We start from the raw sequence: 23,156 nt of genomic DNA, 5'->3' as shown, positions 1-23,156 counted from the left end.
GGCGAGGGATAGGTTGCCCGCCATGACTGAACTCGGACCCGTGGCCTGGCCACCTGCCCCGATCAGAACCGGACGGCTCGTGCTCCGCGAGCCCGAGGCCCGAGACCGGGCGGCGTTCATCGAGCTGCTCGCCTCGCCGGAGGTGCACACCTACCTCGGAGGCCCCCGGCCGCGTGACGAGCTTGAGCGCGAGATGCCCGAGGTGCCCGAGCGGTGGCCGGGGAGTTTCGTCGTCGATCTCGACGGGGCGATGATCGGCCAGATCCTGCTCAGGAGAGCACCGGAGCACCATCGCCCGGCTGCCGCGGGGAAGGCCGATCTCGGCTACCTGTTCCTGCCGCGAGCATGGGGATTCGGATACGCCGCCGAGGCGTGCGCGGCGGCACTCGACTGGTTCGACGGCGTCCTTCCCGGCGAGCCGGTGGTGCTCGCCACCCAGACCGCCAACGTCGGCTCGATGCGCCTCGCGGCAAAGCTGGGGTTCACCGAGGTAGAGCGGTTCCGGGCCTGGAACGCTGAGCAGTGGCTCGGCATGCGGTCCCCGGTCACGCCGTCCGATTGAGCCATAGCCCAGCCCTTATGGTGCGGTTGTGGTGCGCCACCCGCCCACCGGTCTAGACAACAAAGAACCCCCGGGTCTCTGACCTGGGGGTTTCACATAGAGCGGGTGACGAGAATCGAACTCGCGCTCTCAGCTTGGGAAGCGATGGCGCTTGCGCGGCCTTCATGGCGCTGACCTGCGAAGGTGCTTTGTCCTTGGAGTGGTCGTACGGGCCGGATCGCACCCTTGTTGACCATGGTTGTCCGCCCATATGGGCACGCCGTGGGCACGGCGCCGTGGAGTTCAGGGGCACAGCCTCCGTATCGCCCCTTCCTGGCTCGGAACGCCTCGGCGGGCAGGTCGGCGTCAGGGTGCCGTCGCGAATGCACATCGACGCCGTGCTCCGACCACAGCGCCACAGGTGTTGTCCCTGGGAGAGGCGCGCACGCGTGGTGGTGGCGGTATCACCGGCAAGGCGAAAGGCCCCCGCGCCGGAACCTTGGCGGAGAGCCGCCGACGGAAGGGCGGAGCCGGCCAGGCCTCGCTCTTCCGTCGGCGGATGGTCAGGCCGGGCGTAGTGGAAGGGCGTTGAAGGTGTGGTCCGCCCAGACGCGGCGGGTGGCTTCCGCCGGGTAGGGCGTGACGCGGGGTTCGGTGTCGATGAGCTGGGTGAGGCGCTGCTCGGTCTCGTACTCGGGCCAGCCGGGGGTGCCGGTGGTGGCGAAGGCCGCTTGGAGGCCGTCCCCGTCGACACCGCACACCTCTCTGCCAGCCCATCCTGTTCCGCACAATTCCGCCGGCAACCGCCCGGTCGCGAAGGCGGCTCTGCCCCGGCGGGGCACGGTGATCGGCTAGCTGGGCTAGGGGCCAACTTCCTGATTCCCCAGCTCGTGGTCCTCGGTGCCGTGAAGACCTCATGGAACTGGGGAGAGACGGCCACCGACGCCGGGCGGCTGCTGCTGCTCGCGTGCAGCATGGGCATCCTGATCGGCGGGACGCTGACCACCTTCCTCAAGAACATCGCCGACCCTCGGACCCTGCTCGCGGCCGGCTTCGGCCTCTTCCTGGTGGAGTACCTGGCGATCGCCCTGTTCCACGGCACGCACCAGGTCGTTCCGGTGGCGCTCTTCCTCGGTGGGATCGGGGTCGGGATGTGCAGCGCGTCCGTCGCCAACCTGGTGATACGAGGCGTCGAGCCGTCCCTGACCGCGATCGCCATGTCGGCGAACTACACCTGCGGCTCGTCGACGGATCGGTCCTCACCCAGGTGCTCGCGGCGATCCTGACCGCGAGTGCGACCGCGCACGGGGCGCGGCGACCGAGCGGGCCTTCGAGGCGGCGGCGTTCACCTGTGCCGGCCTGGTCCTGATCGGAGGACTGTCGACGATGCTGATCCCGAAGAGCGAAACAGTCCAGCGGTCTTGAAGCGACCGGGAGCACAACCGGAGGAGATCGGCTGGAGAGCGTCAGGGTGCGCCAGGTGTTCGGCCGGGCCGCCGACGCTGGTGCCGATCAGTTCCCCGAAGCTGATGGTCGGCCACCTGATCGGCACTGCTGGCGCCCCGACCCGGACTGTGCGCCGTAGCCGCCCGCAAGTCCGAGGCTGGGCAGTGTCCGGGGCGGCCGGCGTGGGCCGTCCCGGACACTGCCGGCGTCGGCCGTCCCGGAGCGACTTGCCTCCAGCCCGGGCGCTGGAGGCAAGTGTCCGGCAGTGGCTGCGGCGTGTGATCGTGAGCTGGTCTGATCGCGATCGTGGAGCAGGATCAGACCGTCGCGACGCCCAGCACCAGCGGCGCCACGGAAACGAGCAGGATGGTGGCCGGGATGCCGCTTCCCTTCTTGTCGCCTCCACGGAGGTGCGTGATCACGGCGCCCAGGAAGTACAGGACGACACCGATCGCCGCCGCGATGCCCAGCGGTCGGTAGGCGATGCCGGCGAGCAGCCCCAGAGCGCCCGCGATCTTGACCAGGCCGAGCGGCACGAACCAGCTGTCGGGCACCCCGAGCGCCTTGAGTCCGTCTGTGATCTTCGGGTCGCGGGTGATGTCGGGAACGGCAGAGAAGACCAGCACCAGGGACAGCACGACAGCGAGGACGACATAGGCGATGAACACGGAGAACTCCGGAGGGAGAAGGGGACCGTCGATCGGTCCGGGAGTACAGGGCGGCAAGCGATGAGCCGCGGAAAATAATGTAAGTGCTTCAATGATTTACTGCAACCGACTGTTTCCTGACTTGCTACGGTCGGACCATGGCCAGCGAACGATCCGGGGGCACCGCCCCCGCCACCAGCGCTCCCGTCAGCTCCCCCATCGGCGACGACACCCCCGGATCCGCCGGTCCCGACTCCCGCCTCGCCCTGCTCCTGGCGCGGCACGGTGGCGCCACCGACACCTGGATCCGTGAGGCACTCACCGCCTCCGGGGTTACGCCCCGCCAAGCCGTCGTGCTGATGTACCTCGACGGCGGTCGGTTCGGCCAGCGCGACCTCGGTGCCCGGCTGGGCGTGGACCCCAGCGTCCTGGTCGCTCTCCTCAACGCGCTGGAGGACCGCGATCTGGTACGACGGCGCCGTGATCCGGCCGACCGCCGCCGTCACATCGTCGAGATCACCGAAGCGGGCACGGCCGCCGTCACCAAGCTCGACGCCGCCATCGGCCGCGTCGAGGACGAGCTCTTCGCCGACCTCACCCCGCAGGAGCGCGACACCCTGCGCTCACTCCTGGCCCGTGTCCGCACCACCCACGACGGCGCCTGCGACGCCTAGCCGACCACGAACTGCTGAATGCGTGAACGTGCCCGGGGCGCCGAGCGCTTCACGCTCGGCGCCCCGTTCTCGCAGGCGATGCGGCGGAGCGCTGAGGGAACGCGGGCCCGGCCCCTTCAGCAGGAGTGGGGAACACTGAGTCCATCACGGTCAGACCGAGCCGTCGTCGAGGCACTTCCCGGCCTCGTCGTACCGGTAGATGCCGTGGCCGGTCTTGCGGCCCAGGCGTCCGGCCGCAACCAGATTGCGCAGGGGCACGGCCGGCTTGAACCGTTCCCCGAGGGTGCCCAGGACAACACGTTCGTCGTCATCCAGCCCGACCAGGACGATCCCGCGTGGTTCGCCTCAGTCGCGGTCCTGGACCAGGGCGGGTACGAGATCGTCCGCTAGATCGCCTGCCTCCGTCCTGGCGCTATGGCGTGATCCCGTTGGAAGTTGTCATTCACGCCATGACACCTGGGAGTGGCCGACCGCGACGCTGGACCCATGACGAACCCCAATACCGCCACCATGCGCGCCATCCGCCAGGACACCCACGGTTCCCCGAGGTGCTCAAGGAGATCGAACTTCCCCGGCCCGTACCGGGGTTGAGTGAGATCCTGGTCGCCGTCCGCGCGGCCGGCGTCAACCCGACCGACTGGTGGAACCGCGCCCAGCCCATGAGCGCCAACGGCCTGCCCCTGATCCTGGGCTGGGACGTCTCCGGAGTCGTCGAGGCCGACCGCGCCGGCATGCAGGCCATTGCCGACCTCGTCGAGACCGGCGCCCTGCGCGCCCGCATCGAGGCCACCTTCCCGCTCGCCGAGGCCGCCAAGGCCCACGCCCTGGGTGAGACCGGTCGCACCACTGGCAAGATCGTGCTGACCGTGGAGGGGACTGGGAAGGCATAGAGGAGGCTCGACCATGTCCCACTCACCTCTGCCGGGCGTCGAGTTGGTCTCCGGACAGGTGCGGACCTGGGGCCTCGGCCCGGCCGGAGCCTGGGGCGAGTCGGCCGACTGCTTCGGTTAGCGCTTCGTAAGCAGTGTCACTGAGGTTGATCGTCCCGGCGGCGACGTTCTCCTAGGTGGGCCACTTGTGAAGTACCGGGGATGGGCAGCATGTTCGGCGCGCTGCGCAGCAGCCAGGCCAGAGCGAGTTGGGCTGGGGTGGCGTTGTGCTCCCTGGCACGAACCATCCGGTTAAGGGGTGGTCAAGGGGTAAAACGGACACCGCAGGCCGGAGTGAACAGGTCGCGGACAAGGAGTGATCCCGCAGGGTGGCACCCGTCCCGCACGCGCCGGATGCGCGCGGGATGGGCGAACAGCCGCCCACCCCGGCCCTGGTGCCGGAGAAATGCGAGGACACTGTGCCCACGCCGCCCGTGCCTGGTCCTGCCGTACGAGCGTGTGCACCCGCCTGTCCTGCTCGTCTTCCACCAGGTCGGCAAGCGTTCCGCCAAGAGCCAGATGGCGAAGGTCGCCGAACTCACCCGTCCGCACTGGCAAGGCAGCTGGGACCGCGAGGACGGCTTCCACTCCTACGACGGCTGTATCCCGATCGTGGCGACCGCGCTGGAGCGGCTGCGCGAGCACGGCCCGGCCGGGCCCGCGTTCTGGCGCTTCGGCCGCGACCACCGCGAGCGGCTGCTGGACGCGATCGGCAACCCTCCGCCGGGACGCCGCTCTCGCCCACCGCCGCCAGGCCGCCAGGGAAGAGCAACGGCGCCGCGAAGAACAGGAAGCCGCGGCACGCGAAGCCCGGCGCCCCGTCTGCGCGGACTGCGGGCGCAAGTTCAGCGACGACCGATTTTGCGCGGCGTACGGATCACCTCCCTCGCCTCTCCTTGTGGACGGCGGGGGTGCGGTCCGGGACGAGTACGGGGTCGACGGCCGTGGGTGCGAGTGCGCAGCGGCCAGGGGCGTACACGGCTGAAGCAGGTGCGGGGATGTCGGCGATCGCGATCAGGGTTGTCCCGAGCAGGCCTCCATGACATTATGATCGTAATGTGAAAGCTTCGGGAGGTAGTCATGACAGCAAATCGGCCGGTGGCACTCGTGACGGGCGCGTCCTCGGGGCTCGGCAAGGCGACAGCGCACGCACTCGCCGAGGCGGGGTTCGACGTGGTCGGGACGAGCCGGAAGACGTCGGGGAGCACTTCCAGCGGCGGTGTGACGTTCCTCGCCCTCGACGTGACCAGCGACGACTCGGTGAGCAGCGTCGTCCAGCAGGTGATCGAGCGGTTCGGGCGGATCGACGTCCTGGTCAACAACGCCGGGCTCGGCATCGACGGCGCCGCCGAGGAAATCTCCGTCGCCCAGGCGCAGCGCGTGTTCGATGTGAACGTCTTCGGCCTCATGCGCATGACCAAGGCCGTCCTGCCGCACATGCGCGGCCGGGGCCGCGGACGCATCATCAACATCTCCTCCTTGGGCGGGTTCGTCGGCAACCCCTTCATGTCCGTCTACATCGCGACCAAGCATGCGGTCGAGGGCTATACCGAGTCCCTGGACCACGAGATCCGCGAGCATGGCGTTCGGGTCCTGCGCGTCCAGCCCGGCCCCCTCAACACCCCGTTCGACGCGAATTCGGTGCAGGCCGACACCCCTGTGCCGGTATACGCCCACCAACGGGCCATCTACGACGAGGTGATACAGGAGGGGCTGAGGGGCGGCGACGATCCCGCCGTCATCGCCAAGGTGGTCGTCGCGGCAGCGACCGACCGGAAGCCGAAACTGAGCTATCCCGCCGGCTCGCTTGCCCCACGCCTCAAAGTGCTGCGCCGCATCCTCCCCGCCCGGACCTTCGACAAGCTCGTGCGCAAATTCAACCGGATGACCCCCGGACAGCCACGGGCCGGGGATCAGCGTGCGACTCGATCGGCTCGCGCCTGAGAATGATCACGATGCACGTTGACCGTCGCGCGCCCTCGGTGCGGGGTCATTGCCAGTGCCCAGGTGCATGCTGAAACGGATGAGTGCCACATCTGGGACCAGGACGGGCTGATATGGCGGGGCATCCCAATTTCCCGCTGACGCCGGAAGGGCGTCGCCGATTACACGAACGTGTGGCCGCTGGGCGTCCGATCGCGCACGTCGCCGCTGAGGCCGGGATGTCCCGCCGCTGCCTGGCGAAGTGGTACGCCCGCTGGCAAGCGCACGGCGAAGACGGTCTGCTGGATCACTTCTCCCGGCCGGCCAGCAGCCCCAGCCGAAGCCCAGAGGACATCGCGGACCTGGCAAGCGCTGCGGCGGCAGACCAAGCACGGGCCCACTCGCCTTGCCGCCGACCTCAAGCGGCTGCATGGCGTCACGGTCGCGCCAGCCACCGTGTACCGCATTCTCGTGCGGCGAGGACTCAACCGCCTGCGTGACCTCGACCCGCCGACCGGCGAGCAACTGCGCGACGTCATCCGCTACGAGCACGACCGCGTCGGCGACCTGATCCATGTCGACATCAAGAACTCGGCCGACGCCGGAGCGCAGCTGACGTTCGAGGACGCCGTGGAACCAATTCATGAGACACCACATCCAGGACGGCGACGCGTCGGCCGGTGTGTCGCGGCAATACGCCGGCACCGCCGGCAAGGTGACCGACTGCCAGGCGGGCGTGTCCTTGCACCTGGCCTCGGACACCGTCTCGGCGGCGATCGACTGGCGCTTGTTCCTCCCCAAGAGCTGGGATCCCACCTCGCCGCAGGCCGATCCCGCCAAGGCGGCCCGCCGTGAACGGTGCGGCATCCCGCTGGACGTGGGCCATGTCGAGAAGTGGCAACTGGCCCTGGACATGATCGACGAGACCCGGTCCTGGGACGTCGAAGTCCCCTTCGCCGTGGCCGACGGCGGCTACGGAGACACCGCCGTCTTCCGGCTCGGCATGGAAACCGGGCGTTTCGGCCTGGCGCCGGTGGCAGCAAAGCGGTTCAGCAGGTCGGCGGCGACGTTCCGGTCGCCCAGCAGCAACATCCCGGCGCGCAGATGTCAAAGTGAGGCCCCGGCGCACTGGACGAGTTGCTGCCCGGTGATCGCTCCGCCGTCCGGGCCGAGGAGGAACGCGGTCAGGCCGGCGACCTCGTCGGGAGAGACGAACCGACCGAGGGGCGGGTGTGCCGGGGGCGTGCGGGCGCGGCCGGGGTCGGACAGCATCGGAGTGTCGGTCGGGCCGGGGGCGATCACGTTGACGGTGATGCCACGGACGGCCAGTTCCGCGGCCCAGGAGCGCGCGAGCGCGGGCAGGGCGGCCTTGGTCGCGGCGTACTGGCTCTTGCCGGGCACGCCGGTCGCGGTGCGGCTGCCGACGAGGACCACGCGGGCCCCGTCGGGCAGCCGGTCGGCGAGAGTGTCGACGAGGATCGTGGCGGCATGGACGTGTACCCGCCACATCAGTTCGCCGTCGTCGGCGGACAGTTCGCCCAGCGGTGCCGAGCGCTGGAGCCCGGCGGCGTGCACGATGGCGTCAGGGGCGGGTACGCCGTCGAGGATCCGGACCAGCGCGGTGGGCTCGGCCAGATCCGCTGGGAGCCAGGTCAGCCCGGTATGTGGCGCCGGACGGCGGCGGCTGATCCCGGTGATCCGCCATCCCTCCCGCAGCAGGCGACCGCAGATCGCGGCACCGATCCCCGAACTGACCCCGGTGACCAGGGCGTGCCGTGTCTCAGTCATGGCACACCCGCCCGGCCCACGTGCCAGCGTGCTCGGCGCTCTCCGTCAAGGTCATGAGGGCGACGTCCTGTGCTCCGGCTCGGTGGACGGCGGCACCTCGGTCAGTACGACCTCGATGCCGCGCCCGCGCAACTCGGCCACGATCGACGGGTCGGCGCCGTCGTCGGTGACGAGGGTCCAGCCGGCCGGGAGCTTCGCCCAGGCGTGGAAGGGGCGGCGGCCGAGCTTCGCCGCGTGCGCGAGGACGTACACATGGTCGGCGCGGCGGGCCATCAGTTCCTTCAGCCGCGTCTGGCGCAGGTCGGCCTCGCAGATGCCGTGCTCGGGCGAGATGCCGTCGGTACCGAGGAAGACCCGGTCGAAGGTCATCCGTTCCAGTGCGGCCTCGGTCAGCGGACCGACGAAGCCCTGGCTCAGCGGCCGCAGAGTGCCGCCGAGACACTCGACGTGCACCGTCTCGACGTCGGAGAGTTCCTGTAGGGCCGTCAGCCCCGTGGTCGCGACCGTCAGTTCCTTCGCGGAGCGCAGTTCGTGGGCGAGGGCGCCCACGGTCGATCCAGCGTCCAGCAGCACCGTCTCACCGGCGCGCACCTCGAGGGCGGCGCGGCGCGCGATGGCCCGCTTCGCCTCGAACGCCTCGCCCGTACGCTGCCGGAGCGACGCCTCGGGATGGGCGGTCAGGGCCATGGCGCCGCCGTAGGTGCGAGCCAGCCGGCCGTCGGCGGTCAGCTTGGCGAGGTCGCGGCGGATCGTGGAGGGTGTGACACCGAAGCGTCGCGACAACTCCTCCACGCTGGTGAGGCCGGTCGTGGTGGCCACGTACAGGATCCGTTCGCGCCGGGCCTTGGATCCGAGGGGAGGCATCTGTCGTGGAGTCCTTCTCTGCGCGGACTGCGGGCGGCGGTCTCAGCGGACCGCTACGGACGACATCTCGGCTGCCTGGCGCACGGCCTCGACCATGCTACCGGCCTCGGCCACGCCCTTGCCCGCGATGTCGAAGGCCGTTCCATGGTCCACCGAGGTGCGGATGACGGGCAGTCCCACGGTCAGGTTGACGCCCGCCTCGATGCCCAGCACCTTCACCGGGCCGTGCCCCTGGTCGTGGTACATCGCGACGATCAGGTCGTAGTCGCCGCGCCCGGCGAGGAAGAAGGCCGTGTCGGCCGGGAGGGGGCCGCGGGCGTCGATGCCGTCCGCGCGCAGCACGTCGAGGGCGGGGACGATCTTCTCCTCCTCCTCGCCGTAGCCGAACAGTCCGTTCTCACCCGCGTGCGGGTTGATGCCGCAGACGCCGATCACCGGCTTCGCGACACCGGCCCGCACCATCGCGTCGTGACCGCGGCGCACCGTGCGCTCGACCAGGCCCGGCTCGATGCGCCGTACGGCGTCGATCAGGCCGATGTGGGTGGTGACGTGAATGACCTTCACCCGCGGTGTCGACAGCATCATCGACACCTCGTCCACGCCGGTGAGGTGGGCCAGCAACTCGGTGTGGCCCGGGTAGACATGCCCGGCGGAGTGCAGGGCCTCCTTGTTGAGCGGCGCGGTGCAGATGCCGTGCACGGCGCCCTTCAACGCGAGGTCCGCGGCCACCCGTACGTACTGGTAGGCGGCCTCGCCGGCGAGGGCGGACAATTCGCCCCAGGGCAGGTCGGCGGGGAGCAGGTCCAGGTCCACGACGTTGACGCGGCCCGGTGGGAACTCGGCCTCGCCCGGGCCGGTCACGGAGACGATGTCGCAGTCGACACCCAGGATCGCGGCGGCCTGCCGCAGCCGCCCGGCATCACCGATGACGACGGGACGGCAGCGGGCGAGGGTGTCCGGGTGCAGCAGCGCCGGGACGATCACCTCGGGGCCGATGCCCGCGCCGTCTCCCATGGTCACCGCGATGAGCGGCAGCGAACGGTGGTTGTCGGCGGTCGGGATCGCGTTCACCGGGAGGTCTCCTTGCGGTGGGAGGTGGGGGACGTGGGGGAGGCCCGGCCGGAGCGCCGTGGCGATCCGCAGCAGGGAGTCGGTGTCGCCGAAGCTGCCGGGCCGGGTGACGACATGGCGTCCGTCGGGTGTGAGTGCGTGGACGGCGCCGTGGTGGATCTGGCCGAGCGGCGCCAGGTGCGCAACGCCGAGCGCGTCGAGCACGCGGCGGGCGGTCTCGCCACCCGTCAGGACGAGGTCGGCCTCGCCCGCGCGGGCGGCGGCGAGGCGAGCGAGTGCGGACACCAGACGGCGTGCCGAACCGGGCCGGATGCCCGGGCCGCTGTCGATGCTGAGGACGGTGACATCGTCTGACACGTCGTCAAATGAATGCGGTACGGCCGGGGGCGACAGAACGTCGGAGTTCATGACGCCGGAGTCCAGGACGTCGGGGTTCACGGATACATGGCGGGCGCCGCGCTCCGTGAGTTGCGCGATCTGCGCAGGCGCGGAGGGATCGGCGGTGCCGACGACGACCAGAAGGGGCCGTTGCCGGCGTCCCCCGGCCGGAGCCGGAGCCGCTTGTCCCGCCGTGGTTGCGGCCGGCGTCCCCTCGGTACGTCTCAGCAGGCGGCCGACCGCGGCGGCGAGGCCGCTCGTGCCCGTCAGGCGGACGCCGGGCCCGCATGCGAGCGCCGCCTCGGCGATCAGGTCCAGGTCGGCGTCCGTCTCGGCGTCGCACACCGGAAGGTGTCCGGCGGTGATCGCCGCGCGCAGCACGGCGGGCAACGCGTCGCCCCGTACCGCTTCCAGCGGGACGAGCGTCGTACGGGCGTCCCCGAGCGCGGCGGAGATCGAGGGCGGGGGCGCGGTGCTCTCCGCCCGCCAGGCGTCCGTGGTGTGCAGGGGGACGCCGTCGAGATGGACGACACCGCCGCGGACCGTGCGGCCGAGGGCGGGCAGGGCGGTGGCGACGACGACGCCCTCGGCGCCGTCCACGCAGGCGACCGTCTCGGCGGCGAGGTTGCCCCGCAGCAGTGAGTCGGCCTTCTTCAGCACCAGAACGTCCGGGGGCACGGCTCGCAGCGCCTCGCGTACGCGCCGGGCCGCGTCGGCCGCGGGCAGGCACCGGCAGTCGAGGTCGACCACGACGGCCTTGCCGTCCTGCGGCGGGTCCCATGGTGCGGGACCGAGCACGATCCGGCCCGGCAGGCCGAGCGCCACCGCGGTCTCCGCCGCCCCGGACAGGTCGTCGGCGAGCGCGAGGACACGTCGCGCGACCCGCTCGTCTCGGCGGGGGGCGGGGGAGGGGAAGGGCACATCATCCTCCTGGGCCGGTGGTCGGAGAGAGACACGCGGGGCGGCCTCGGCGCTCGATGATGGCACATCTTGCGCGATGTGCGCGAGACCTCTTGCGTGATCCGCGCAACCGTGGAACGGTTTCCGGCGCGACAGAAACCGACGGCAACCGACGGCCTCCTGCGGGACCGGACGCCGTCCCGAGCCGGTCGCCGCACAGAAACCCCGAGAGGTCGACGATGACCCGAACTCCTCCGAGTGAGACGCCCAGCCGTCGCACCCTGCTGCGCTGGGGCGCCGCGGGCGGCGCCGGTCTCGCTCTCTCCCCGCTGGCCGCCTGCGCCGGACCCACCGGCGCCCCCGGCCCCGGCACCCTCACGCTCGGGCTGAACCGCTCGCTGGTCAGCCTGGACAACAAGCTCAACCAGTTCGACGCCGCGGTGACCGTGCAGCGGGCCGTGCGTCAGGCCCTCACGGCCATCGGTCCGGACATGCGACTCACACGGGTCCTCGCCGACCGGTTCGAGATGACCGCGCCGACCACCTGGAGCGTCCGGCTGCGCGACGGGATCCGCTACTCCGACGGCCGGCCCGTGACCGTCGACGACGTGGCCACCGCGGTGCGGCTGTACGGAGACGTCGCCGGCTCGTTCATCCTCGGCCTGTTCCCCGAACTCCCCGAGGTCGAGGCGACGGGCGAACGCACCTTCCTGCTCCACACCCGCGAACCGGTGCCCATCCTGGACCGGCTGATGGCCAACATCCTCATCACCCCGGCGAAGGACAACCGGCCCGAGGAACTCCGCTCCGGCGTCGGCACCGGCCCCTACCGGGTGACCGGCGCCAACAGCGGCGCGGGCGAGTACACCCTGGCCCGCGTCCCGGAGTACTGGGGCGGGCGGCCGCCCGTCGAACGGGTCCGGGTCCGCTTCGTACCGGAGGAGTCGAGCCGGGTCGTCGCCCTGCGCAGCGGCGAACTGGACGTCATCGACACCATCACCCCCGACTCCGCCGAACAGCTCACCGGGCTGCCAGGCGTGCACCTGGAGCAGACGGCCGGGGTGCGGATCTGCCAGCTCTTCTACAACTTCCGCAAGCCGAAGAAGCACCCGCTCGCCGACGCCCGGGTGCGCCAGGCGCTGACGTACGCCATCGACGGCGAGTCCCTCGTCCGGGACGTGCTCACCGACTCGGCCGAGCCGGCCCGGGGAGTCGTCCCCCTCAGTCTCCAGGGCGCCGAACGCACCGGCCGCTTCGCCCACGACCCCGCACGGGCGCGGAAGCTGCTCAGGTCCCTGGGCGCCGACAGGCTGCGGATCAAAATCATCTGGGAGTCGGGCGAGTTCGCCGCGGACGCCTCCGTGATGGAGGCCGTCGCGGAGATGCTGAAGGAGGTCGGTGTGCGCGCCACCCTGCAGCAGTTCGAGCCCGGCGGCGACATCCTCAAGTGGCGCCAGGGCAAGGGAGGCGACTGGGACGTCATCGGCAACGGCTTCCCCGGCACCACCGGCCAGGCCACCACCATGCTGCAGGCGATGTACGCGGGCACGGCCGAGGACGAGCGCACCGGTGACGCGTTCATGGGCTACGTCATCCCCGCCATCGCCCGACAGCTGTCCGACGCGGCCACCGAGACCGACCCCGCCACCCGTGACCGCAAGCTGGCCGCCGCCCAGCACGCCGTCTGGGACACCTGGCCGGCCATGTGGGCCTTCGTGCCGAAGACCGTGCTCGCCCGCCGCGCCCGCGTCGACGGCGTCCGGCTGCTGCCGATCAACTCCTACGACCTGACCGCCGTACGGCTGGAGGGCTGAGCCGTGACGAAGTACCTCGCCCGCCGTCTCGGCCAGAGCCTGCTGACCGTCTTCCTGACCATTTCCACGGTCTTCGTGCTGGTCCGGCTCGCCCCCGGAGACCCGGCCGCCGCATACGCGCCGCCGAGCGCCACCACCGCCGACCTGGAGCGGATCCGCGCCCAGTTCGGCCTCGACAAGCCATTGATCACCCAGTACGGGATCTTCCTGCGCGACCTGCTGAACGGCGATCTCGGCACCAGCTTCTCCTTCCGCGACTCCGCCCTCAGCGTGGTCCTGGACCGCATGCCGTACACGATCACGCTCTCCCTCGCGGCGATCGCCGTCACCGTGGCCGTCGCGGTCCCGCTGGGCGTGTGGATGGCCCGCCGCGCCGACACCTCGCGCGAACTCGGCGCCAACGTCCTGACCATCACCGGACAGTCCATGCCGGACTTCTGGACCGGCGTGATGCTGCTGACCGTCTTCGCCGTGCTGCTGCCGGTGCTGCCCGCCTCCGGCTTCACCTCCTGGAGCGGCCTCGTCCTGCCGACCCTCACCATCGCGATCCTCCAACTCGCCCTCGTCTCACGGCTCGTACGCCGCGAGATGACCACGGCACTCGCCTCGCCGTACATCACCGTGGCCCGCTCGCGCGGTGTCTCCGAACGGGCCCTCACCTGGCGGTACGCCCTCGCCAACTCGTCCGTCCCGCTGGTCACCGCGGTCGGCACCCGCTTCGCGGCACTGCTCAACGGCGTCGTGCTGGTCGAGGTCGTCTTCGGCTGGCCCGGCGTCGGTTCCCTCGTCGTCCGCGCCCTGGAGACCCGCGACTACCCGCTCATCCAGGCAACCGTCCTGGTCACGGCGACCCTCGCCATCCTCGTCCAGCTCCTCGTCGACCTCGCCTACCCGCTCCTCGACCCGCGGGTCCGACTCGGAAAGGCGGCCTGACCATGTCCGCCACACTCACACCGTCCGCCGGCAGCACCCGGTCCAGTGCCGTCACCGCCCGGCACCTGGCCCGCGCCACCGCCACCAGGCAGCGGCGCAGCGCCCGCTTCAAGCTGTGGGCGGGAGCCGTGTGCACCGCGCTGGTCGCCCTGCCGGTGGCCCTCGCGAGCCTGCTGCCGCTGCCGGACCCGGACGCCCAGAACCTCGCGGGGCGCCGGATGCCGCCGCTCACCGACGGGCACCTGTTCGGCACCGACCAGCTCGGACGCGATCTGCTCTCCCGCATCCTGCACGGCGGCCAGGTGTCGCTGACCGTGGGCATCCTCGCCGTCGTCGTCTCCGGGCTCATCGGGATCGCCGCGGGCTCGGCGGCCGGCTACTTCGGGGGCTGGATCGACACGGTCGTCAGCCGGCTCCTCGAAGCCCAGATGGCGCTGCCCCTGCTGATGATGCTGCTGCTCGTCGTGGCCCTCTTCGGCCCGTCGGTCACCGTCATCACCTGCGTGATCGCGATCGCCCAGTGGCCGGAAGTGGCCCGGCTGACCCGCTCCCTGGTCCTCGTCGAACGCGAGAAACCGTATGTGGCGGCCGCCCGTCTGCTCGGTATGCGCAGCTGGTCGGTCCTGGGACGGCACATCATCCCCAACGTCCTGCGCCCCGCGAGCCTGGTGGTCCTGCTGCTGCTCGCCCAGGCCGTGCTCCTGGAGAGCGCCCTCAGCTTCCTGGGCGCCGGACCCCAGCGGCCGTTCGCCACCTGGGGCCGCATCATCTCCGACGGCCAGGACTACATCACCACCTCCTGGTGGCTGGTCACGCTCCCCGGCCTGGTCATCGCCCTCCTCGTGGTCGGCGTCAACCTCCTGGGCGACGGCCTGCGCGACCGCATCCGTACGACAAAGCCCGCGAAGGGAGCCTGAGCCATGACCAGCGACACCTCGCCGGCCTCCGGCGCCCAGCTGCCGGCCTCCGGCTCCCTGCTGGAGGTCGAGGACCTGCAGATCGAACTCGTCACCCATCGAGGCGTGGTCCGTGCCGTCGACGGCGTGAGTTTCACCGTCGGACGCGGCGAGACCGTCACGCTCATCGGGGAGTCCGGCTCCGGCAAGTCCACCACGGCGATGGGCGTGCTGCGGCTGCTGCCCGAAGGACTCGCCGTGCTGTCGGGCACCGCCCGCATCGGCGGCGAGGACGTCGTGACCGACCCCGGGGCGGCCCGGCGGGCGCGCGGCCGTACCGTGTCCCTCATCCCCCAGGACCCGATGGCCGCGCTCAGCCCCGTCCACACCGTGGGTCGGCAGCTCGGCGAGGCCCTCCGGCTGCGTCACCCCGGCCTGTCCCGGGCCGAGGCCCGCGAGCGCGGCACACACCTGCTGGACCAGGTACGGATCAGCAAGCCCGAAACGCGCTGGAAGGCGTACCCGCACCAGTTCTCCGGCGGCATGCTCCAGCGCATCCTCATCGCCGTCGCGCTGGCCGCCGAACCGCAACTCCTGGTCGCCGACGAACCCACCTCCGCCCTGGACGCCACCGTCCAGGCGAGCGTCCTCGACCTGCTGATGGACCTTCAGGAACGCACCGGCGTGGGCATGTTGATGATCACCCACGATCTAGGCGTCGCCCGGCTGGTGTCCGACCGCATCCACGTCATGAAGGAGGGCCGGTTCGTCGAGTCGGGGCCGGCGCAGCAGATCGTCGAGCGGCCCGCACACCCGTACACCGGGAAACTGCTCGCGGCCGTCCCGAGCCTCGGGCCCTGGGACGAGGACGGGCTCGACGACCACACCGCCCAGCCCGAGCAGGAAGGCAGGGCCGCCCGATGAGCCGGCCAGCAGTGACACCGGACGCGGCCGACACGGCCGCCGCCGACGCGTCGGCGTTTCTCGCCGTCGAGGACCTCGTCGTCGACTACCCCACGCCCGCCGGCCCCGTGCGCGCCGTCGACCACGTCAGCTTCAGCGTGCCCCGCGGCGGCTCACTCGCCGTCGTCGGCGAGTCGGGCAGCGGCAAGTCGACCATCGCCTGCGCGATCGTACGGCTGCTCAAGCCCGCCTCCGGGCGGATCGTGCTGGACGGCACCGACCTCGCCGCGCTGCCCGAGCGGCGCCTGAGGCCGCTGCGGCGCCGCGTCCAGATGGTCTTCCAGGATCCCTACGGATCCCTCGCCCCGCACCTGACCGCCCTGGAGATCGTGGCAGAACCGCTGCGCGTCGCGGGTGTGAAGGACAAGACCGAACGGCGCCGCCGCGCCACCGGACTGCTCGACCGCGTAGGGCTGCCGGCCACGGCACTCGAACGACGGCCCGCCGAGTTCTCCGGCGGACAGCGCCAGCGCATCGGCATCGCCCGCGCCCTGGCCTCGGAACCCGACCTGCTGGTGTGCGACGAGGCCACCTCGGCCCTCGACGTGTCCGTGCAGGCCCAGGTCCTCGATCTGCTGCGCGAACTGCGGGAGGAGACCGGCATCACGTACATCGTCATCGCCCACCACCTCGGCGTGGTACGCGAGATCAGCACCGACGTCGTCGTCCTGAAGGCGGGACAGATCGTCGAACGCGGCCGTACCGCCGACGTCCTCGCCGCCCCCGCCGAGCCCTACACCCGCGCGCTGCGCCGCGCCGCCCTGGACCCCACGGCGATCAGGGGACTCAAACCCCGCACCCGGGCGGCCTCGACGACACCATCGCCGGAGCCGCGCCCGCCCCACACCCCCCTGACCGCCCCACCGGAAGGAACCGGCAAGTGACCACCGGCATCGAACTGCCGAACGTACCCGTGCCCCTGTCCCGGCTCGTCCTCGGCACCATGACGTTCGGGGACACCGTCGACCGGGCCGGCGCCGCGGACATGCTCGCGACGGCGCTGGAGGCCGGCATCACCGGCGTGGACACCGCGAACGGCTACGCCGGCGGCGAGAGCGAACGCATCCTCGCCGAGCTGCTCCCCGCCCACCGCGACCGGATCGTGCTCGCCACCAAGGCCGGCATGCCGCACCCCGACCAGGCAGAGCACGCCCCGCTGTCCGCCCCCGGCCTGCGGGCCGCCCTGGAAGGCAGCCTCAAGCGACTCGGCACCGACCGCGTCGACCTGTTCTATCTGCACCAGCCCGACCGGGCCACACCCCTCGCCGAGACCCTCGCCACCGTCGCCGAGTTCGTCGCCGAGGGGAAGGTCCTCGCGCTCGGCGTCTCCAACTACGCCGCCTGGCAGATCGCCGAACTGGTGCGCGTCGCCGACGAGGTGGGTGCCCCACGCCCGGTCGTCGCCCAGCAGCTGCACAATCTGCTCGCCCGCCGGATCGAGGAGGAGTACGTCGAGTACGCAGCCGTCACCGGTCTGCGCACCATGGTCTACAACCCGCTCGGCGGCGGCCTCCTCACCGGACGGCACCGCTACGAGAAGGCCCCCGAGGCCGGCCGGTTCGCCGACTCCCGGCTCGCGGACATGTACCGGCAGCGCTACTGGGATCCGCGCCTGTTCGCCGCGGTCGCCGACCTGACCCGTATCGCCGAGGGCGCCGGCGTCCCGCTCGCCGAACTGGCCCTGCGCTGGCTCCTCGACCGGGACTCGACCGACGCCCTGCTGCTCGGCGGTTCCCGCACCGAGCACCTGCGCGCCAACCTCGCCGCCGCGCAGGCCGGACCGCTGCCCCCCGACGTGACCGCCGCCTGTGACGAGGTCGGCGCCGGCCTGCGCGGCCCCATGCCCGCCTACAACCGCTGAGCCCGTACGCGACTTCGACGCCCCCGCCCCGCCCCCGCCCCCTGCGAAGGAACACCTGCCCATGACCCCCGCAGAGTTCACCGCCGCCCTGCGCGCCCGCGAGCAACTGCTCGGCTACTGGTGCCTGATGGACGCGCCCGTGGCCACCGAACGCATCGCCCGCCTCGGTTACGACTACGTCGCCCTGGACGCCCAGCACGGCCTCTTCGGCTACTCCGGCATGCTCAACAACCTCCTCGCGATCGACAGCCGGGGCTCCACGGCCGTCGGCCTGGTCCGGGTGGAGGCCAACGACCCCGCCCCGATCGGCCGTGCCCTCGACGCGGGCGCGACCGGAGTGATCGTGCCGCTGGTCGACACGGCCGCGCAGGCCGCCGAGGCCGTGGCCGCGGTCCGCTACCCGCCCCTCGGCCGGCGCTCCTACGGTCCGATGCGCTCGGCGCTGAGGATCGGCCCCGACCCGGCCGACACGCACGACACCACGGTCGTCCTCGCCATGATCGAGACGGCCGAAGGACTCGCCGACGTCGAGGCGATCTGCGCGACGCCGGGCCTCGACGGCGTCTACGTCGGCCCCTCCGACCTGCGCATCGCCCTCGGCGGCGCCTCCTCCACGGACCCGAACCTGGCCGACGCCTTCGAGGACGCGCTCGGCACCGTACGCGAGGCGGCGGCGGCCGCCGGAATCGCCGCGGGCATCCACAACCCGGACGGGGCGAGCGCCGCCAAGCGCCTCGCCGAGGGCTTCACGTTCGCGACCGTCGCCTGCGACCTGGTGCACCTGGAACAGACCGCCCGCCAACACTTGGCCGCTGCCCGGACCTCTGGAGAGGCACTGTGACGAACCGGCTCCTCGACGGCTTCGACCGCACCGACACCACGCTGCCCGCACCGACCGTGCAGAGCCACGCCGCCAATCTCACCGTGCTGCCCGGCGGGGACCTCGGCTGCGTCTGGTTCGGCGGCACGCAGGAGGGCATGGCGGACATCAGCGTGTGGTTCTCCAGGCTCGCGCCCGGCACCACGACATGGACGGAGCCCGTCCGCCTCTCGGACGACCCGGCACGCTCCGAGCAGAACCCCGTGCTCTTCCCCATGCCCTCGGGCACCCTGTGGCTGCTGCACACCGCCCAGCGCGGCGGAGACCAGGACACCGCCGAGGTACGGCTGCGCGTCAGCCACGACCAGGGCACGACCTGGGAGGCGACCCGCACCCTGTTCCCCGCGACCCCGGGCGTCGGCGGCGTCTTCGTCCGCCAGCCACCTGTCGTCCTGCCCACCGGCCGCCTGCTGCTGCCCGTCTTCCGCTGTCGGACCGCCCCCGGCGAGAAGTGGTCGGGCGACCTCGACACCAGCGCCGTCATGATCAGCGACGACGACGGCGGAACCTGGTCCGAGCAGCCCGTGCCCGGCTCCACGGGCCTGGTCCACATGAACGTCCACCGGCTGCCGGACGGCTCCCTGCTCGCCCTCTACCGCAGCCGCCGCGCCGACGCCGTGCACCGGTCCGTGTCGCTGGACGACGGCGACACCTGGAGCGAGCCGCAGCCGCTCGGTCTGCCGAACAACAACTCCTCGATCCAGTACATCCCGTTGGCCGACGGCCGCCTGGCCCTCGTCTACAACCACAGCAGCGCCGCCGACGCGACCGCCCGCCGAGTCTCCCTCTACGACGAGATCGACGACACGGGCTCACTCGCCGACGGCAAGGCCCCGGACGGCTCGGTGACGACGGCGGTACGGCAGACCCCCTCGACCGCGTTCTGGGGTGCCCCCCGCGCGCCGCTCAGCCTCGCCCTCTCGTCCGACGGCGGCCTGACCTGGCCGCTGCGCGCCGACCTCGTGACCGGCGACGGCTACTGCCTCACCAACAACTCCCGCGACGGCCTCAACCGCGAACTGTCCTATCCCTCGATAGCGCAGACACCGGACGGCGCCCTCCACATCGCCTACACACACCACCGAAAGGTCATCCGCCACATCAGGCTCACCCCGCAGAGCGCGAGGGGATTGGCACCGTGGGGTGGCCGCTTTTCCGCGACTTAGGGCACGCAGAGGGCGCACCGCTCCCAAATTGGACTAGACAACAAGCAAACCCCAGGTCGCTGACCTGGGGTTTCAATCTGGAGCGGGTGACGAGAATCGAACTCGCGCTCTCAGCTTGGGAAGCTGATGTTCTACCATTAAACTACACCCGCGTAAGACGCCAGCTGAGCGGCGTCGGAAACGCGGATTCACTGTACCTCATGCCAGGCCCCCGGCGCCGAAGCCGTGGGGCCTGTGGTGGTTTCAGGGGATGGGCAGGGGGTGGACAGGGCTGCGGGGGGCGGGAGTTGGGGCGTACGGTGGAGGGGTGGGAGAGGGTGTGGGCGGGAGCGGGGTGCCGCCTGGAGGGCCGTTCCGTTCGTCCCGTAATGTGGCGTTTCACGTCAGTCAGACGCGGCTCTTGGGGAAGGGACTCTGAGGACTTGATGGAACGCAGCACCGTCGTCCGTTGTGCCGAAGGGCACGTGTTCAGCACCGCCTCGCTTCCGATGCAGCAGGCCGAGCGGCTCGGCCCCGGCCGGCTGATCCGCTGTCCGCGCTGTGCCCGGCTCCGCAGCGTCGTGCCGGTGGCCATGGAGAAGCGGTAACCGGACGGCAAGCGGTAAGTGGTGAGCGGCAACCGCAGCTACACCTCGTAGGGGCCCGTCACAGTCCTCGGACAGTCCGTGGATTGTGGCGGGCCCCTACGCTCTGCGTATCCTCAGGTCGTGCTTCTCTCAGACAAGGACATCCGGGCCGAGATCGACTCCGGGCGGGTCCGGATCGATCCGTATGACGATTCCATGGTGCAGCCGTCGAGCGTCGACGTGCGGCTCGACCGCTACTTCCGGGTGTTCGAGAACCACCGTTACCCGCACATCGACCCCTCCATCGAGCAGGCCGACCTCACGCGGCTCGTCGAGCCCGACGGGGACGAGCCGTTCATCCTGCATCCCGGGGAGTTCGTGCTGGCGAGTACGTATGAGGTGATATCGCTTCCCGATGATCTCGCGTCGAGGCTCGAGGGGAAGAGTTCTCTAGGGCGGCTCGGGCTTGTCACTCATTCCACCGCCGGGTTTATCGACCCTGGGTTCTCCGGGCACGTCACCCTTGAGCTGTCCAATCTCGCCACGCTTCCCATCAAGCTGTGGCCGGGAATGAAGATCGGCCAGCTGTGCATGTTCCGGCTCAGCTCGCCCGCCGAATTCCCTTACGGCTCCGAGCGGTACGGATCCCGTTACCAGGGCCAGCGCGGGCCCACCGCCTCGCGGTCCTTCCTCAACTTCCATCGGACCCAGGTCTGAGGGCGGCGGGCCGGCATGAGCGACGTACGCGAGAATCTCAGCTACGAGCAGTTCGGTGCGGCGGTACGGGAGTTGGCGCAGGCCATCGCAGATGACGGGTACGAGCCCGATCTCGTCCTCTCCATTGCCCGTGGGGGTGTTTTCGTCGCGGGCGGGCTTGCGTACGCGCTCGACTGCAAAAATCTTCACCTGGTGAATGTGGAGTTTTATACGGGAGTCGGGACGACTCTCGACATGCCCGTCATGCTCGCGCCCGTTCCGAATGTCGTCGACTTCACCAATAAGAAAGTGCTCATCGCCGATGACGTTGCCGACACCGGCAAGACGCTGAAGCTCGTGTACGACTTCTGCCTCGATCATGTCGCCGAGGTGCGGTCCGCCGTGATCTACGAGAAGTCGCAGTCGCTGGTGAAGTGCGAGTACGTGTGGAGGCGGACCGATGAGTGGATCAACTTTCCGTGGAGCGTCCAGGAGCCGGTTGTGAAGAGGGCCGCCGGACAGCACCAGGTCCTCGACGCCTGACCGCCCGCCTATGACCGTCTACTCGGCGATCTCCGTGCGCTCCCACCACTCGTAGACCGGCAGCTTTCCCTCCGCCGTGTCCTGGCGTCGTGACGTCGGGCGGAAGTGTTCGTAGCCGCCGCGGTGCAGGATCTTCAGGTCCTCTCCTGCGGGGGCCGTGACGGGGACGATCCTCTCGGGCAGGTCGTCGGGGCCGCCCTCGAGGGCGGCCAGGGCTGCTTTCTGTGACGTAGTGCCCTTGTCGCTGTTGCCTGTCTTGGTGGCCATGTCTCCAGAGCTCCTGTGGTTCCACGATCTTCAGTCGCCCCGCGGCAGGCAGATCACCGGGATCCGCTGGACGAGGTTGTTGCCGAAGCCGCCGCGGTTCCAGGGCTGGTCGAGGGGTTGGGTGTGGCCCGCGGCGTCGGTGGCTCGGGCGGTCAGTACGTGGGTGCCGGGGGCGGCGGTCCATGTCGTACGCCAGCTCCGCCACGCCCATGCGCTGCCATTGAGCCCTTTGTCGTCGGGCTCGTCCTCGAGAGCGGCCTCGGTCCAGGTGTCGCCGTCGTCCGTGCTCACCTCGACCTTCGTCACCTGGGCGTGGCCCGACCAGGCGCGGCCCTCCAGGGGCACGGGGCCGGGGCGTACGACGCGGGTGCGAGACATGAAGTCCGGGAAGCCCGGCGGGATCATCAGGGCCCGCGGGGCGATCCGGGTGACCGGTTCGCCGGGGTCGTCGGGGTTGTCGGCCGACCGGCGGTAGCGGTAGGCGACCGTCTGCTGGAATCCCGTGAAGGGCGTGCTGGTCAGGGTGATGTCGCGGAGCCATTTCACATGGGCCATGCCGTACCAGCCGGGCACCACGAGGCGTACGGGGTGGCCGTGCTGCGGTGGCAGTGGGGCGCCGTTCATCTCGTACGCGACCAGCACCTCGGGGTCGTCGGCGGTGGCGTCGGAGAGGGGGAGGCTGCGCTGGTAGTCCTGCTCTACGCCGCGTTCCACGCCGTGGTCGGCGCCGGTGAACACGGCCTCGACGGCGTCCGGCTCGACTCCGGCCTCGGCGAGCAGCGTACGCAGCGGGACCCCGGTCCAGTCGGCGGTACCGACCGCCTCCACCAGCCAGGGCTGGCTCACGGGCCGCGGGGTGAGCCGGGCCCGGCCGTTGCCCGCGCACTCCATCGTCACCCGGTGCGTGACGGCCGGGAACGAGCGCAGGGTCGCCATGTCCAGGGTCAGCGGTGTGCGTACGCGGCCCCGCACGGCGAGCGTCCAGTCCTCTGCGCCGGCGGCGTCGACGGTGGGGATGTCGTAGTGGACGAGTACGTAGTGCAGTCCGGGCGGCGTGACCTCGTACCGCAGCGCCTCCAGCGGCAGCCCGTGATTGCGGGCCGCGAGAGCGAGTTCCTCCGCGCTGATCCCCTCGGCGGGCTCGGCCACGCGCGCCGGTGCGCTGACGGCTCGTAGCGCGCTGATGTGCGGGTCGGTGGCGTGAGCGGCGTGGGCGTCACCGGCGTGCTCGAGGCTTGCGTGGGCGTCGCCGATGGGGCCGTCGTGCGGCACGATGCGTTCAGCCTGGCGCTCGGCTTGCTCATCCCGCGCGGCCTGTACGTCGCGTGCGTCGCGTCCGTCCATGCGTCCATCGTGCGCTTGCGAGCCGTGTCACGCGAGACCAACCGGCCCGGGAAATGCCGCGGCGCA

At 70.9% G+C, this 23,156-nt stretch carries 26 protein-coding genes, 1 tRNA gene and 2 pseudogenes; 20 read left to right on the top strand and 9 right to left on the bottom strand.

The features are described 5' to 3' along the window. The first annotated feature begins 22 nt into the window (after positions 1-22). Positions 23-562, top strand: coding sequence for a GNAT family N-acetyltransferase (locus ACYVO6_RS08555; protein WP_461058912.1), 540 nt, complete (start codon positions 23-25; stop codon positions 560-562). 542 nt (positions 563-1,104) lie between these two features. On the opposite strand, the gene ACYVO6_RS08550 is transcribed toward ACYVO6_RS08555, so the two are convergent. Next, complete coding sequence (locus ACYVO6_RS08550) at positions 1,105-1,302, bottom strand: hypothetical protein (protein ID WP_461058910.1); 198 nt, start codon at positions 1,300-1,302, stop codon at positions 1,105-1,107. Positions 1,303-1,446: 144 nt separating this feature from the next. On the opposite strand from ACYVO6_RS08550, the gene ACYVO6_RS08545 reads away from it, so the two are divergent. Next, entirely contained in the window at positions 1,447-1,827 is a 381-nt protein-coding gene (locus tag ACYVO6_RS08545) for a hypothetical protein (RefSeq protein ID WP_461058908.1), read from the top strand. 477 nt (positions 1,828-2,304) lie between these two features. On the opposite strand, the gene ACYVO6_RS08540 is transcribed toward ACYVO6_RS08545, so the two are convergent. Beyond that, positions 2,305-2,655, bottom strand: a complete 351-nt coding sequence (locus ACYVO6_RS08540; protein ID WP_461058906.1) for a DoxX family protein — start codon at positions 2,653-2,655, stop codon at positions 2,305-2,307. A gap of 137 nt (positions 2,656-2,792) precedes the next feature. On the opposite strand from ACYVO6_RS08540, the gene ACYVO6_RS08535 reads away from it, so the two are divergent. The 4 genes and pseudogenes from ACYVO6_RS08535 (at position 2,793) to ACYVO6_RS08520 (ending at position 4,198) form a co-directional block, all read left to right on the top strand. Further along, positions 2,793-3,308: a MarR family winged helix-turn-helix transcriptional regulator gene (locus tag ACYVO6_RS08535; protein WP_461058904.1), complete on the top strand. Its 516-nt coding sequence runs from the start codon at positions 2,793-2,795 to the stop codon at positions 3,306-3,308. An 18-nt stretch (positions 3,309-3,326) separates the two neighbouring features. Further along, the gene (locus ACYVO6_RS08530; protein ID WP_461059369.1) at positions 3,327-3,698 is read left to right on the top strand and encodes a hypothetical protein; all 372 of its coding nucleotides are present in this window, start codon (positions 3,327-3,329) and stop codon (positions 3,696-3,698) included. Positions 3,699-3,818: 120 nt separating this feature from the next. After that, positions 3,819-4,042, top strand: a pseudogene (locus ACYVO6_RS08525) (alcohol dehydrogenase catalytic domain-containing protein); the annotation flags it as partial. After that, entirely contained in the window at positions 4,040-4,198 is a 159-nt protein-coding gene (locus ACYVO6_RS08520; protein WP_461059339.1) for a zinc-binding dehydrogenase, read from the top strand. The pseudogene ACYVO6_RS08525 and the gene ACYVO6_RS08520, both read left to right, overlap by 3 nt. Before the next feature lie 137 nt (positions 4,199-4,335). Here ACYVO6_RS08520 and ACYVO6_RS08515 read toward each other — a convergent pair whose 3' ends face one another. Then, complete coding sequence (locus tag ACYVO6_RS08515; RefSeq protein WP_461058902.1) at positions 4,336-4,485, bottom strand: aldo/keto reductase; 150 nt, start codon at positions 4,483-4,485, stop codon at positions 4,336-4,338. 832 nt (positions 4,486-5,317) lie between these two features. Here ACYVO6_RS08515 and ACYVO6_RS08510 point away from each other — a divergent pair. From ACYVO6_RS08510 to ACYVO6_RS08500, 3 genes and pseudogenes are all read left to right on the top strand, one after another. Further along, on the top strand, positions 5,318-6,181 hold the full coding sequence (locus tag ACYVO6_RS08510; RefSeq protein ID WP_461058900.1) for an oxidoreductase: 864 nt from the start codon (positions 5,318-5,320) through the stop codon (positions 6,179-6,181). Between the two features lie 113 nt (positions 6,182-6,294). After that, on the top strand, positions 6,295-6,660 hold the full coding sequence (locus ACYVO6_RS08505; RefSeq protein ID WP_461058898.1) for a helix-turn-helix domain-containing protein: 366 nt from the start codon (positions 6,295-6,297) through the stop codon (positions 6,658-6,660). Positions 6,661-6,815: 155 nt separating this feature from the next. Next, positions 6,816-7,169 (top strand): annotated as a pseudogene (locus ACYVO6_RS08500) (transposase); the annotation flags it as partial. Between the two features lie 98 nt (positions 7,170-7,267). Here the strand turns inward: ACYVO6_RS08500 and ACYVO6_RS08495 are convergent. From ACYVO6_RS08495 to pdxA, 3 genes are read right to left on the bottom strand one after another with little or no spacing between them, the layout of a single operon-like run. Then, positions 7,268-7,948 (bottom strand): SDR family NAD(P)-dependent oxidoreductase, encoded by a 681-nt coding sequence (locus ACYVO6_RS08495; RefSeq protein ID WP_461058896.1) that lies wholly within the window; start codon positions 7,946-7,948, stop codon positions 7,268-7,270. Positions 7,949-7,999: 51 nt separating this feature from the next. Beyond that, a complete protein-coding gene (locus ACYVO6_RS08490; RefSeq protein ID WP_461058893.1) occupies positions 8,000-8,812 on the bottom strand; it encodes a DeoR/GlpR family DNA-binding transcription regulator in 813 nt (270 codons plus the stop codon). Positions 8,813-8,854: 42 nt separating this feature from the next. Then, positions 8,855-11,182, bottom strand: a complete 2,328-nt coding sequence (gene pdxA / locus ACYVO6_RS08485; RefSeq protein ID WP_461058891.1) for a 4-hydroxythreonine-4-phosphate dehydrogenase PdxA — start codon at positions 11,180-11,182, stop codon at positions 8,855-8,857. A 218-nt stretch (positions 11,183-11,400) separates the two neighbouring features. On the opposite strand from pdxA, the gene ACYVO6_RS08480 reads away from it, so the two are divergent. The 8 genes from ACYVO6_RS08480 (at position 11,401) to ACYVO6_RS08445 (ending at position 19,674) form a co-directional block, all read left to right on the top strand. Next, the gene (locus ACYVO6_RS08480) at positions 11,401-12,975 is read left to right on the top strand and encodes an ABC transporter substrate-binding protein (RefSeq protein ID WP_461058888.1); all 1,575 of its coding nucleotides are present in this window, start codon (positions 11,401-11,403) and stop codon (positions 12,973-12,975) included. A 3-nt stretch (positions 12,976-12,978) separates the two neighbouring features. Further along, the gene (locus ACYVO6_RS08475; RefSeq protein WP_461058886.1) at positions 12,979-13,908 is read left to right on the top strand and encodes an ABC transporter permease; all 930 of its coding nucleotides are present in this window, start codon (positions 12,979-12,981) and stop codon (positions 13,906-13,908) included. Positions 13,909-13,910: 2 nt separating this feature from the next. After that, positions 13,911-14,825 carry an ABC transporter permease gene (locus ACYVO6_RS08470; RefSeq protein WP_461058884.1) on the top strand — a complete coding sequence of 305 codons (915 nt, stop codon included), beginning with the start codon at positions 13,911-13,913 and terminating at the stop codon, positions 14,823-14,825. Between the two features lie 3 nt (positions 14,826-14,828). After that, positions 14,829-15,728, top strand: coding sequence for an ABC transporter ATP-binding protein (locus tag ACYVO6_RS08465; RefSeq protein ID WP_461058882.1), 900 nt, complete (start codon positions 14,829-14,831; stop codon positions 15,726-15,728). After that, positions 15,725-16,651, top strand: coding sequence for an ABC transporter ATP-binding protein (locus ACYVO6_RS08460; RefSeq protein ID WP_461058880.1), 927 nt, complete (start codon positions 15,725-15,727; stop codon positions 16,649-16,651). Before ACYVO6_RS08465 ends, ACYVO6_RS08460 begins: the two co-directional genes overlap by 4 nt. Next, the gene (locus ACYVO6_RS08455; protein ID WP_461058879.1) at positions 16,648-17,628 is read left to right on the top strand and encodes an aldo/keto reductase; all 981 of its coding nucleotides are present in this window, start codon (positions 16,648-16,650) and stop codon (positions 17,626-17,628) included. Before ACYVO6_RS08460 ends, ACYVO6_RS08455 begins: the two co-directional genes overlap by 4 nt. Before the next feature lie 61 nt (positions 17,629-17,689). Next, positions 17,690-18,469, top strand: a complete 780-nt coding sequence (locus ACYVO6_RS08450; RefSeq protein WP_461058876.1) for an HpcH/HpaI aldolase family protein — start codon at positions 17,690-17,692, stop codon at positions 18,467-18,469. Continuing rightward, complete coding sequence (locus tag ACYVO6_RS08445; protein WP_461058874.1) at positions 18,466-19,674, top strand: sialidase family protein; 1,209 nt, start codon at positions 18,466-18,468, stop codon at positions 19,672-19,674. The genes ACYVO6_RS08450 and ACYVO6_RS08445 overlap by 4 nt, the downstream gene beginning before the upstream one ends. A gap of 78 nt (positions 19,675-19,752) precedes the next feature. Here the strand turns inward: ACYVO6_RS08445 and ACYVO6_RS08440 are convergent. Beyond that, positions 19,753-19,826 (bottom strand) — tRNA-Gly (locus ACYVO6_RS08440). A gap of 273 nt (positions 19,827-20,099) precedes the next feature. On the opposite strand from ACYVO6_RS08440, the gene ACYVO6_RS08435 reads away from it, so the two are divergent. The 3 genes from ACYVO6_RS08435 to ACYVO6_RS08425 all read left to right on the top strand — a co-directional run bounded on the left by ACYVO6_RS08435 (position 20,100) and on the right by ACYVO6_RS08425 (position 21,479). Further along, positions 20,100-20,261 carry a hypothetical protein gene (locus ACYVO6_RS08435; protein ID WP_169786253.1) on the top strand — a complete coding sequence of 54 codons (162 nt, stop codon included), beginning with the start codon at positions 20,100-20,102 and terminating at the stop codon, positions 20,259-20,261. Positions 20,262-20,381: 120 nt separating this feature from the next. Continuing rightward, complete coding sequence (dcd, locus tag ACYVO6_RS08430; protein WP_165343999.1) at positions 20,382-20,957, top strand: dCTP deaminase; 576 nt, start codon at positions 20,382-20,384, stop codon at positions 20,955-20,957. 15 nt (positions 20,958-20,972) lie between these two features. After that, positions 20,973-21,479 carry a phosphoribosyltransferase gene (locus tag ACYVO6_RS08425; protein WP_461058871.1) on the top strand — a complete coding sequence of 169 codons (507 nt, stop codon included), beginning with the start codon at positions 20,973-20,975 and terminating at the stop codon, positions 21,477-21,479. An 18-nt stretch (positions 21,480-21,497) separates the two neighbouring features. On the opposite strand, the gene ACYVO6_RS08420 is transcribed toward ACYVO6_RS08425, so the two are convergent. Continuing rightward, on the bottom strand, positions 21,498-21,746 hold the full coding sequence (locus tag ACYVO6_RS08420) for a DUF5988 family protein (RefSeq protein WP_461058869.1): 249 nt from the start codon (positions 21,744-21,746) through the stop codon (positions 21,498-21,500). A gap of 30 nt (positions 21,747-21,776) precedes the next feature. After that, the gene (locus tag ACYVO6_RS08415; RefSeq protein WP_461058868.1) at positions 21,777-23,090 is read right to left on the bottom strand and encodes a sulfite oxidase; all 1,314 of its coding nucleotides are present in this window, start codon (positions 23,088-23,090) and stop codon (positions 21,777-21,779) included. Positions 23,091-23,156 lie beyond the last annotated feature (66 nt).

It is taken from the genome of Streptomyces pseudoechinosporeus (assembly GCF_054783935.1).
Note: the sequence above shows the minus strand (reverse complement) of the source record. Positions and strands in the feature narration are given on the sequence as shown.